9 protein-coding genes are annotated in these 11,648 nt (G+C 48.7%); 6 read left to right on the forward strand and 3 right to left on the reverse strand.

Features of this window, described 5'->3' with window-relative positions:
- Positions 1-239: 239 nt before the first annotated feature.
- Positions 240-1,937 (reverse strand): hypothetical protein, encoded by a 1,698-nt coding sequence (locus K6T99_01645; GenBank protein ID MCL6518511.1) that lies wholly within the window; start codon positions 1,935-1,937, stop codon positions 240-242.
- Positions 1,938-1,988: 51 nt separating this feature from the next.
- Entirely contained in the window at positions 1,989-2,894 is a 906-nt protein-coding gene (locus K6T99_01650; protein ID MCL6518512.1) for a hypothetical protein, read from the reverse strand.
- Positions 2,895-3,098: 204 nt separating this feature from the next.
- Between K6T99_01650 and K6T99_01655 the strand changes: the two genes are divergently transcribed.
- Positions 3,099-3,812, forward strand: coding sequence for a hypothetical protein (locus tag K6T99_01655; protein ID MCL6518513.1), 714 nt, complete (start codon positions 3,099-3,101; stop codon positions 3,810-3,812).
- A gap of 33 nt (positions 3,813-3,845) precedes the next feature.
- On the opposite strand, the gene K6T99_01660 is transcribed toward K6T99_01655, so the two are convergent.
- Positions 3,846-5,297 (reverse strand): nicotinate phosphoribosyltransferase, encoded by a 1,452-nt coding sequence (locus K6T99_01660; protein MCL6518514.1) that lies wholly within the window; start codon positions 5,295-5,297, stop codon positions 3,846-3,848.
- A 210-nt stretch (positions 5,298-5,507) separates the two neighbouring features.
- On the opposite strand from K6T99_01660, the gene K6T99_01665 reads away from it, so the two are divergent.
- From K6T99_01665 to K6T99_01685, 5 genes are all read left to right on the forward strand, one after another.
- Positions 5,508-6,746, forward strand: a complete 1,239-nt coding sequence (locus K6T99_01665; protein MCL6518515.1) for a Gfo/Idh/MocA family oxidoreductase — start codon at positions 5,508-5,510, stop codon at positions 6,744-6,746.
- Between the two features lie 7 nt (positions 6,747-6,753).
- Positions 6,754-7,713 (forward strand): FAD:protein FMN transferase, encoded by a 960-nt coding sequence (locus tag K6T99_01670; protein ID MCL6518516.1) that lies wholly within the window; start codon positions 6,754-6,756, stop codon positions 7,711-7,713.
- A 53-nt stretch (positions 7,714-7,766) separates the two neighbouring features.
- A complete protein-coding gene (locus tag K6T99_01675) occupies positions 7,767-9,026 on the forward strand; it encodes a Gfo/Idh/MocA family oxidoreductase (GenBank protein ID MCL6518517.1) in 1,260 nt (419 codons plus the stop codon).
- 109 nt (positions 9,027-9,135) lie between these two features.
- Entirely contained in the window at positions 9,136-10,377 is a 1,242-nt protein-coding gene (locus tag K6T99_01680) for a Gfo/Idh/MocA family oxidoreductase (GenBank protein ID MCL6518518.1), read from the forward strand.
- Positions 10,378-10,418: 41 nt separating this feature from the next.
- Entirely contained in the window at positions 10,419-11,597 is a 1,179-nt protein-coding gene (locus K6T99_01685; protein MCL6518519.1) for a PmoA family protein, read from the forward strand.
- The last annotated feature ends 51 nt before the right edge of the window (positions 11,598-11,648 follow it).

Genomic DNA, 11,648 nt, shown 5'->3' on the forward strand with positions numbered 1-11,648 from the left:
AGACTTGGTTGCCCTGGGAACCAGATAGCCCCCAAGAAGCGTACTCCTAATAGAGCAATCTGCTGGACACAGGGGATTGTTTAAGGGGAGTGGGGTATGACAGCTAGGCACTGCAGTTGGCTAGTCGAATTTGGCTGGCTAATCTGGTTATTCATTTCTCTGGGACTTATTCTCTTTCATCCAGCCGCAGTCCATTCATAACCCAAAGGGTTGAAGTGCGGGCTTTGCGGTTTGCGAATCTAGGGCTGAAAGAGAATAGCTATATCGTTTTGTGAGCGGACCTTGAGCAGGCGGAGGAGATTGGAGCCGCTTTCCTCGCAAGAACTAATCCCCGTTACCATAACAAGGCTGTTCAAACCGGGCAGTGTGAGGTTCGGAGCGTAGCATTTTAGGTGGGCATTTGAGCCGTCGTTGATTACAAACCAATCTGTTCCCACGGATTCGACGTGGCCCCAAGTTCGGACAAGGAGGCCAATGTTGTTCAGTCCAGTTCCCCCAAGTACGCCCTTTTGCCCAACAACTGGCGGGCCCTCGGAGTAATGGAAGTCGGAGCCTCCTATGTCGGAATTCTTCAGCCCGACGGGTCTGAGAGAAATGGGCGAACTAATTTCAACTAAGTCTGGGTCGAGAATAGCCCTCTCGCCATTGACCGTTGCCATCATCCCTTGGATGTCGAGCACCATTCCGCGGACTACGGGCGGAACATCCGAAAAATAAAGTTGGATTCCACAGCCTCGGTCAGCATTTTGCACATATATGCAATTGCCGATTTCATCTTTGGCGGTGGATGCAACGGCGCCCGAGATTTGGACTAAGCTGTTGTCTGGGAGGCACTTCGCCTCCGCAATAGTTACAGGCGCCAGCGCCGAAGCGAACTTAACGTTGTAGTCCTGGCAGTCGAAGTAAGCGGCGTTAACGTTGCCCAAAGAATCAAGTGCGTAGCTCAAGTGCCCGCCTGGTGGTGGAAGCGGGTCAATTTCTTCGGTGAACCACCTGCCTCCGAATTTCCATGCATTCATTAACCTTCCTGTGGAGGGATCGAAGTAGCCAATCATGGGTATGCCGCCCTGCGTTATAGAAAGGGCACAGTTGTAGAAAAAGCCCATCGAGAGCGTTGCCACTGTTTCCGGCGCAAAGGATGCCGCTATTCTCAGGAACTTAAGCTCCGCCCTATCGAGCGACAATTGGAAGTAAGCTACGCAAGGAATGCCATCGGGGCCTAAAGCAATGGCCGACTGTCCGAAAACTGGGGATGAAGAACTCCCGTCAAGGGTTTTGACATTCCACTGGCCATCGCCTTTGCTTGTTGCCAGCTTCAACTCGGATGAGGACGCGTCGACAAAAGCAATATATATGTCATTGCCATTGATGACCATGGCTGGCTTCGTTACATCGCCGACTTGGGCAATATCCTCAGTAAACCAAACGCCCGAATCAATTCGACGTGCGAAACTAACGCTGAATAATTCGCCAACTGCGCGGCAGAAAGCTATACAAGGCTTCCCCGAAGAGTTGAATCCCAGAGAAATATTGCTTGGAAGCCAGCCGATATCTCGGACGGTCTCAAAATTCCAGTTTCCATATTGTTTATAAGCGAATCGAAGCAAAATTCCGAAATAGTCAGGGCATTCAATATAGGCAATACACGGCTGACCATCTGGGGTAAAGGCAAGCGATGAATATCCGCCTGCAAATCCTGCGGCTGTAACGCGTGTTGAACTCCAGCCGCCGAGGTCCTTTGAAGCTAAATAAAGATCTCCAGCCGCTGTGTAGCTTATCGAAGGGATGTTTTCAGGGCCAATTGCGATGGAACAATCGCCATTGGCGAATCCACCGCTGTATACTTGCTCGACATCCCAGAATGCGGCGTAGGAAGGTAAAGCAGTCAAAAATGCTATTGTTACAATAGTTAGAAAAACCAAAGCCTTTTTGTTCATTGTTGGATAAAATGAGGGCCGGAGAGCATTCGCTCCGCCGGCCCTTAGTTATCAAGGTGTTCTATAGACAATTACTGCGATGTCGCCGGAGGTCAATGGACCGCCTGCCGAATACGCTATCTTCGACAGCGAGTCGCTTACGAGAGGGATTGCCCTGATGTAGAATTCATCCCTCAGCGAAGTGCTTGGATCATCCGGCGCAGCGTTGTCTATTGCCTTTACCTCAATCAAGGCAGGCCGTCCGTTAAATGTGCCCTTGCCGACCATCACCGCCACGTTTTCTGATATTTGGAGGTGTTCTACGGCTGGCAGGTAGATTTTAACTGGAGGACGAATTGAAACGGCTTGAACCAAAGGGTTGTACTCCACATAATACAAACTGCCTTTTACCACTCCGTTGATTTTTGATGCCTCAAAGGTGAACTTGCCAGTATTCTTTCCTACGGCTATTGTCCCTTGGCCCTTGGCGGACAGATTAGGAGTCGGAGGGGCAGAGTAAACAACAATATCCCCCTTGATTACACCGCCTGCCTTGTCGTAGATGATGGGCAGCGGGCTGTTTAGAGGCTTGGCGACTATGTGGAACCAGTCTTGATTCAAATCGTCAATAACTTCCACCATCAGATTCGCCGCCATCCCATTCCACCAGCCGACGGCGTGAATCCAGGCGTGATTGCCCTCAATCCTCAATCCTGTGACAGATCGTGAGTAAATCACGCATGGACGTATTGAGGGATTTGAGGGAAGCTCTTGATACTTGAAGCCGCCAAAAAGCACATTCCCCGACCTTGCAACGTTGATATCAAAAACGCCGTAGGTCGTTTGGTCAACCAAGATGGCGCCTGTACCCTTGACGCTGGCTTCTGGAACTGGGGTAGTCTGGGCTGTCAGATGGGGGCTAAACACGACTGCCATCAAAGCCGCCGCAATTACCACTAAAGCAGTTCGCCTAAGCAAACTATTCACCTCCTTTCTTTCTTAGAGGGTAGCATGCTATGGGAACTTAAATTTAAGATAATAGCATTTGAGCGGTTTGTCAATAATAATTTTTTTGATGATTCTTCGAACGCAAAGGATTATCTGTGAAGTGAATTTAAAGATGCATAAAGGGTCGAAAAATCTAACTGCTTTCAGCTCTTCTTGGAAGAGGAGGTTTTTGAAGTGAGCCTGAGAACAGTTTTTGCTTGCACAGCTCTAATTGTTTTGACTATGGTTAGCCCGCTTTTCCCTGCAGAGGAGATGCTTTCTTCACTGCCGGTCTATCCGGGCGGGAAGGTAGATTTTGAGCTCAACATTGCCGAGGATGACTTCCTGCCAGCATTTCGTCACTTGCTTTTGGCAGTTCCAATATTCGCTGGCAAGATGGCAACAAGTTTTCCAACTTCTGAGGCAGCAAAAGATGGGGTGCCGGGGACTCATCCAGTTGACCCAAAGACATATATGAGAATTAGCTCGGAGATTGCAAAAGAGCTCCAGGCCGCTACTACCGGCCTCAAGCAATTTTCGGTGGTGACCTACCGAATAGATAATGCTGTAAAGCGAGAGCAGGTTGCCAACTTCTACATGCAAAAGCTTGGCTTGACCAAGGGATGGAGGAGCATTATGCGAGTGGATTCACCGCTTTGCATGTGCCGAATCTATGCCAAGCCGGGCATCGAGGGCATCTTTGTATTGATTGTGCAGTTTGACCGCATAATTGCAAGTAGGACCAGCGGCAAGATTGACTTTGTAGCGATTAGCAGAACATTGGAAAAGTACTTGCCGGCAATTTCCGAACAAATGACAAACTTGAAGCTTCCGCCTCAGCCTGAGCAGCCTGCGTCGGTGCCTGGGCAATCTGACAAGGATTCGAAAAATGGAGGCCAGGCTGAGTAGCTCGAATTTTCCAAAAGCAAGAAACTTTTAGTTTTACTTCCTTCCGTGTGCTTGCCAGAATTCCTCGACGGCACGGCGCTTTTCTCTGGCAAGGCGGTCGCTCAACCCAACCCAATAGGTCTGAGGGTTAACCAGGCGCCTCATTTCCGCCGGGATGTGCTTGATTTGCTCCTGGGCGAAAGCTCGAATTTCTGGGACAGGTTTTGGGGGGACGAGTCTCTTTCCTTGGCGCATGACAGGTTGGAGGAGAGGATGCCTCTCACAGTGGCTGGAGAATCTAAGTATTTGTTCGAACACCATGCGGTCGTGTGAGACAACCTCGCCCATTTTCCAAGATTCATCATCATCTTGGAACATCACGTCCCCTGCGATGAAGCCGTTTTTGTCATAGAATCTAATTGGCATCTTAATTCCAGGGTCTGTCATTTTCTCGGGGTTATCCGTAATCTTAAACTTTGGTTCCCAACGGCCGTTTTCATAGATTGCCGCAAGTTTGTAGACTCCACCGAGAGCAGGTTCTGAGCCTCCAGTCATGAGCTTGGTGCCAACGCCCCAAGCGTTTACTTTTGCACCTTGGCGTTTGATATCAGCGATTAGCATTTCATCAAGCTCGCTTGATGCCACAATTAGAGCGTCCTCAAAGCCGGCTTCGGCAAGCATTTTGTAGGCTTCTTTGCTTAATTTTGCCAAATCACCCGAGTCTATACGAATTCCTGGCCTGCCAGTCCAGCCTTTAGCACGAAGCTCTTTGAAGACTTTAATTGCGTTGGGCACGCCACTTGATAGGGTGTCATATGTATCCACGAGCAGGATTAGATTCTTGGGAAATACCTCCGCATATGCACGGAAGGCGTCAATCTCCGATGGAAAAGACATTATCCAGCTGTGTGCTTGGGTCCCGACGGCTTGGACGCTAAAGCATTTTGCCGCTTGGGTGTTAGATGTGGAGTCGCAGCCGCCGATAATTGCAGCGCGAGTTCCGCTCATTCCGCCATCTGGTCCTTGCGCTCTACGAAGGCCGAACTCGAGGACGGGGTCGTTTTCTGCGGCGTATTTTACCCTTGCGGCTTTTGTTGCTATTAGGGTCTGATAGTTGAGCCGGCAGAGAAGTAGCGTTTCAATGAGTTGCGCCTGCGCAAGGGGGGCTTGTACTCTGACCACTGGTTCATGGGGGAAAATTGGCGTGCCTTCGGGCGGCGCCCACAGGTCACCCTCGAATTTAAAGTGTTTCATCGCCTCCAGAAAGTCTTTTTGGAAAAGGCCAAGGCTCCGTAGATAGTCTAAGTCATCGTCGGAAAAACGAAAATCGCTTAGGTCGTCAAGCAAGTCATCGAGTCCAGCGAAGATTGCGAATCCTGTGTCGTTTGGCAGTTTGCGGAAGAAATACTCAAAGACGGCGGGCTCATTTTGTTTGTGATGGTAGTAGTAGCCTGCCATCATTGTTAATTCGTAAAGGTCTGTGAATAAAGGTCCTAATGGCGACATGCCGCAATTTCTTGGGCGCATTTTCCTTGTCTCCGTTGAGTTTCTCCGATGCGATTCTACCCACAATTTTCGCCTGCCATCATTTTTGCATATATGCAATACGAACAATCGCTGAAGGGTAGGGCGGTAGATTTGGCGAACATTGAAATTAAACTAAAAAATAATTAGCTTGGCAATATTTGCATTGCCGAATTAGAAAAGAGTGATGGCATGGTTGAGGATTATAAATTGAGTAGGCGCGATTTTCTAAAAGGCTCAGCGGCTACTGGGGCCGCTTTGAGCTTGGGCGTTTATGGCGGTAATGCCGCACTTGCTGAACCTAAGGTAATTGGCGCGAACAACCGCATTCTGGTGGGAATTATCGGCTGTGGAAACAAGGGGACAAGTCATCTCAGGGGTCTAGTTCAGAAATCAAAAAACGAAGGGAAGGTTGCGGTTGTTGCGGTATGCGACATCTACGAGCGCCGAAAGCAGCGTGCAAAGGAAATCTCTGGTGCAGAAGTATATCACGACTATCGTAAGCTTCTTGAGAGAAAGGACATCGATGCCGTTGTTATTGCCACTCCGGATCATTGGCATGCGCCTATGGCGATTGATGCCATGCAAGCTGGAAAAGATGTGTACCTTGAGAAACCAATGACGTACACATGGGAGGAAGCAAAAAAGGTGGCGCAAGTTGCCAAAGAGACAAATCGCGTCCTTCAGGTGGGCGCACAATCCTGTTCTGATGATAGGTGGTGGCAGGCAAACAAGCTGATTAAAGAAGGAGCAATTGGCAAAGTGCTTTGGACTTCCGCGAGCTTCTGCCGAAACTCAGTTAAGGGTGAATGGAACTATCCAATTGACGAAGATGCTAGCCCGGACAACCTTGATTGGAACGCATGGCTTGGCCCTGCTCCAAAAAGGGAGTTCGACAAGGAGCGGTACTTCAGATGGAGAAAATATTGGGATTACTCAGGCGGGATTGCAACCGACCTTTTCTATCACACACTTTCGCATCTTCAAATTGCCCTTGGTCCTGAGTTCCCAAAGCGCGTCTCAGCTGGCGGTGGGATTTATGTCCAGCACGACCGCGATGTGCCTGATACGTTCCACATGATTATTGACTATCCGAGTGATCATTCCATCGTGCTTTGTTCCTCCATGGCGAATAGACAAGGCATAACCGAAATGATCAGGGGTCACGAAGCAACGATGTACTTTGAGGAGCCAGGAGTAGTTATTCGCCCGGAGAATGAATTCAAGGATTTGAAGCAAGAGATTAGGGTTGCTCTCAATGAGCGGCCCAGCCATATGGATAATTGGCTTGATTGCATCAGGACTAGGAACAAGCCTCATCTCGACGCCGATACCGCCTACAAAGTTATGGTAGCAATTGCTCTCGGGGTTGAGTCCTATCGCAAGGAGAAGGTCATGCGGTTTGATTCCGAAAAGGAAGAAGTAGTTTAGAAAATAGATGAACACGACGTTTGAAAAACTAAAAGCAGAAGGACAAGTCTTTGTTCGGTTGCGCCGTTGTGCGATGGGATGCCTGTTTGAGCTGGCACTTGCGGGACATGATGAAGATTATTTGACGGCTGCTGGGGCTGAAGCACTTGATCTTTTAGAGCCTTTGGAGCGCCAGCTGAGCGTCTTCATCCCCGATAGCGAGATTTGCTATATAAATGGCTGCGCTTGGAGGGAGCCAGTTAGAGTAGAGGCAAGGCTTTACAAACTGCTCAAACTTTCGGCTCATTTAAGTGAAGAAACGGACGGAGCTTTTGATATTACATCCGGCCCTTTGGTTAGGTTATGGGGATTTGCCGGTGGGGGTAGGCAATCGCATATTCCTTCGGACAAGGACATTCAGGACGCGCTGAAATGCGTGGGTTTTAGATATGTCCAATTTGACGATGAATGGTGTACTGTTCAGTTTCTAAGGGAGGGCATGGAGTTCAACTTAGGGGGAATAGGAAAAGGCTATGCTATTGACGAAATTGCCTCCTTTCTAATGGAGCGTGGGGTTACCAGCGGCTTGATACATGCTGGAACGAGCACCGTTTATGCGCTTGGGTGCCCGCCAGGCGAAGAAGGGTGGAAAATTGGCATCCGTTCAGGAAGTGATTCGAAAGAGATAGTGACAACCATCACTCTGAAAAATCAGGCACTCTCAACATCTGGCGGATATGAGCAATACATCGAGTTGGACGGTTTAAGATATAGTCATATAATAGACCCACGAACAGGTTTTCCTGCAGAGGGATTACTCAGCGCCAGCGCAATAACTAGCTCAGCGACCTTAGGCGATGCTCTCTCAACGGCCTTTTTTGTACTCGGTGTTGAGGGTACACGTGACTATTGCAAAAGGCATTCGGACGTAAGCGCAGTTTTGGCGCAGAAAGATGGAAGCTGTCTACAGATTACTCATTCATCTTAGGTGAATACTGTTGATTATTAATCTTTAAGTAAAGTACTCATCAGGAGGTAAAAATGACAGAGCAGGATTCATTAAGCAGAAGAGATTTCCTTAAGGGTTCGGCTGCTGCTGTTGCGGCAATGTCGGTAGGAGTCTTTGGAGCGGCCCAGACGAAGGCAAAGGCAAGCGATGTAGAACCCGTCATTTGCGGTTTCATCGGCACTGGCAGCCAGGGGCAGCTCGATTTAGGGCGGCTCATGCGCGTTAGCGGAGTGAAAGTCGCGGCGGTATGCGATATTTATCCGCCGCACCTGAAAAAGGGGATGGAGATAGCGCAGACGCTCAGGGGATATACAGATTATCGGTGGATGCTTGATCGAAAGGATATTCAGGCGATTTGCATTGCAACGCCCCTTTATCTTCATGCTCAGATGGCAATCGATGCAATGCAAGCCGGAAAGCATGTCTTCACAGAGAAAATGATGGCATATTCAATTGACCAGGCAAAGGCAATGGTAAAGACAGCACGCGAGACTGGCAAGATCTTGCAGGTCGGCCACCAGCGTAGGTATAGCCCGATGTATCATCACGCTTATGATTTGGTGAAGCAAGGCGTTTTGGGCAAGATAACACATGTACGCCTGATGTGGAACAGAAATGGGAGTTGGCGTCGTGCGGTTCCAGAACCTAAGTACGAAAGATTGCTAAACTGGCGTTTGTATCGCGAGTATTCGCAGGGCCTTATGGCCGAGTTGGGCAGTCATCTACTACATGTGACGAATTGGTTTCTCGAGGCGACGCCTCTTTCTGTGATGGGTATGGGAGGCATAGACTATTGGAAGGATGGCCGCGAAGTTTACGACAACGTAAACGTCATTTGGGAATACCCGGGCGGCGTCAAAGTATACTTCCAGTCTTTGACCACAAATCAATTTGACGGCTGCTACGAGCAGTTTATGGGCGACAAGGGCACCCTGGTATTGGGAAGCAAGGCACTGCTTTATCCCGAGCCTAAGGCAGAAAAGCTTGCGTGGAGCGATTTTGCACACAAGGAAAAAGTTGACGGCAAGGAAGCAATCCTTCTGGATGCCGGTGCTACGAAAAAATTAGACGAGCAGGCTGCTAAAAAGGGTGAGGAAATAAGCGGCCGAGAGGCGAATAAGGACGACTACCTTAGTGAGATGGAATCGTTCATTTCGTGCATACGCGAGGGCAAGCAACCAGCATGTAATGCCGAAGAAGGACTGTGCGCCACCGTCACATGCCTTCTTGCAAACGAAGCAATGGATAAAGGCAAGAAGCTGGTTTTCACGCCCGATATGTTCAAGGCATGATGTCAGATGAATCAGCATGCTGATTAATGGTTAATTGGCAAAAGGTAAGGTTGCCTTAAATTCAATAGGTTGATGCATATTTTAATCCAAAAAATCTTGGAGGTTGATTATGTCTAAAAAAATCACACGTAGGGAGTTCATCGGCAAAGCTGCTGCAGGTGCAACAGGGCTTGCGTTGGCAAGCACAGGATTGTTGTCTTCATCAAGAATTCTTGGGGCTAATGATCGCCTCTCAATTGGCATAATAGGCTATGGTCAGCGGTGTCGAAGTCTTGCAAACGATTTGTATAAAGTATCTAAGGAATGCAATGCGGAAATTACTGCAGTGTGCGATATTTGGACGCTCAACCTGGAGCGAGGGGCGGCAAAGGTAAAGGAATGGTGGGGCAATGAACCACGCAAGTTCCGCTATATTGAAGACATCCTGGCGCTTGATGATCTTGACGGCGTCATCATTGCGACCGCCGACTTCCAGCACGCAAAGATGCTGTTGCAAGCAATCAAAGCAGGCAAGGACGTCTATTGTGAAAAGCCTATGGCAAATGATATGAAAGACGCAAGGAATGTGCTTAAGGCATACCGAGAAAGCAAATGTGTTGTTCAAATTGGCACACAGCGTCGAAGCGAAGGCATCTATCCAGCTGCCGCTAGGTTTATTCAAGGAGGTGGCCTCGGCACACTCAGCAAGATTGATGTTTCGTGGAACTACTTTGGTCCGCGCTGGCGGCGAGACGATGTGAATGAGGTCAGGAAAGAGGATACCGACTGGAAACGATTCTTGATGGGAAAGAAATACCGCCCGTGGGATCCACACCAATATATGGAATGGCGCCTCTTTAGGGATTTCTCGAGCGGCATTCCCGACCAATGGTTGAGCCACATGATTGATGTTGTTCACTGGCTTACTGGGGAGAGCTATCCTACGAGTGTAGTTGCTCACGGCGGTGTCTATGTTTGGAAAGATGGTCGTGAGAATGCTGACACCTTCCACGCACTCCTAGAATATCCAAAGGGCTTCTTGGTGAGCTATTCCACAATGTTCGGGAATTCAAGCCCCGACACATTCAAATTCTACGGGACGAACGGTACACTTGACTGCAGGACTTGGACGGTTACTAGAGAAGGTGGCGGCGGCGACAAGAAATGGAAGGAAGAAATCAGACTTCAGAAGCAACCGGACGAAAATCATATGAAAAATTGGCTCGACTGCATGAGAAGTCGCAAGACACCAAACGCAAGCGTCGAGGCTGGTTATTCGCATTCTATAGCTTCCATTATGGCGGCTCGGGCGCTCTGGACGGGTCGTAAAGTCATTTATGACCCCGAAGAGATGGAAATTCACGTAGTGTAGAATCGAAGCCTTTAATTCCTCAGGGTTAAAAGGGACATGACATGAAGAAAGGTTTCTTGGTCCTAACTATTCTAGTGTTGCCATCTGTGTTGTTGGGGGCGGGCAGTGGTGGCAAGCTCATTAGCATTGATATTCCTTCCAGCCAGACCGGAGTAGCGATACCAGTAGCTCTGAACGTTAACATGGGTGACTGGAGATTAGAAGAATATCCTTCCGGTGGCGAAGTTCCATGCCAGCTAGACAGAGCAAACGGTGTTTTATACTTCGTCGTTGAAACGCCAAAATCAGACAAGGTAGTTAAAAAACGTTTCAAACTGATACGAGGCCGTTCCTCAACACGCGTTGGCTTCTCGCTAGAAAATGTAAAGCACAAACAGCTCGTGCTTAGGGAGAATAATAAACCGGTTCTCGCATTCAACTACGGTATGATTCTTGCCGAAGGAGTGCCAGAAGATCGGCGCAGGTCATGCTATATTCACCCAGTTTATGGTCCGAGTGGCGAGTTGCTTAGCGATGACTTCCCTAAAGACCATTATCATCACCGTGGCATTTTTTGGGCTTGGCCTATCGTAAAAATAGGAAATAAAACCTACAGTCTATGGTCAATAGTGGGTATTCGCCAGCGCTTTGAAAAGCTGCTTTCAGTCGACCTTGGGCCAGTCTATGGCAAGTTTAGTGTACGAGATGGATGGTATACCGACGATGGTACAAAGATTATGGATGAGGTTGTTACCGTTACCGCATATCGCACAACCACCGTAGGCAGAGTGGTTGACATAGAACTAAAGTGGACGCCGGTTTCCAAGCCAATAACATTAGATTCATCTGAAAGAGGATATGGTGGATTCAGCATGCGTTTTGCGCCGAGGAAAGATACGATTGTTTATACACCAAAAGGGCAAGAGAAAGGGGACGTTGACCGCGTACAGTTCGAATGGAGCGACCTATCTGCCAAATTTGGCGATGTGTCCGAGTTCTCCGGTGTTACAATTATCGATAATCAATCGAACCCAGTGTATCCAACGGCATGGAGCAATCGGTATTATGGATTCCTGAATCCCAGCTTTACCGGTTTGGGCCCAGTAACGATAGATTCTGGCAAAACGATTACGTACCGCTACCGCCTTTGGGTCCACAAAGGCAATGCTCTTTCAGGAAATGCAAAGGAAGCATATGAAGCCTATACAAAAGGAGTGAAAGTATACAGCGACTGCGAATAAGGAAGCGTTTTAGGCTGGGCAAAACGTAGAAGCAGTTGTGACTATAAAGCT

This window comes from Armatimonadota bacterium (assembly GCA_023511795.1).
Taxonomy (GTDB): Bacteria; Armatimonadota; UBA5829; order DTJY01; family DTJY01; genus JAIMAU01.

Coding starts and splice junctions, on each gene's coding strand:
- K6T99_01645 (MCL6518511.1), bottom strand. CDS start 1,937: ATGAACAAAAAGGCTTTGGTTTTTCTAACTATTGTAACAATAGCATTT.
- K6T99_01660 (MCL6518514.1), bottom strand. CDS start 5,297: ATGTCGCCATTAGGACCTTTATTCACAGACCTTTACGAATTAACAATG.
- K6T99_01665 (MCL6518515.1), top strand. CDS start 5,508: ATGGTTGAGGATTATAAATTGAGTAGGCGCGATTTTCTAAAAGGCTCA.
- K6T99_01670 (MCL6518516.1), top strand. CDS start 6,754: ATGAACACGACGTTTGAAAAACTAAAAGCAGAAGGACAAGTCTTTGTT.
- K6T99_01675 (MCL6518517.1), top strand. CDS start 7,767: ATGACAGAGCAGGATTCATTAAGCAGAAGAGATTTCCTTAAGGGTTCG.
- K6T99_01680 (MCL6518518.1), top strand. CDS start 9,136: ATGTCTAAAAAAATCACACGTAGGGAGTTCATCGGCAAAGCTGCTGCA.
- K6T99_01685 (MCL6518519.1), top strand. CDS start 10,419: ATGAAGAAAGGTTTCTTGGTCCTAACTATTCTAGTGTTGCCATCTGTG.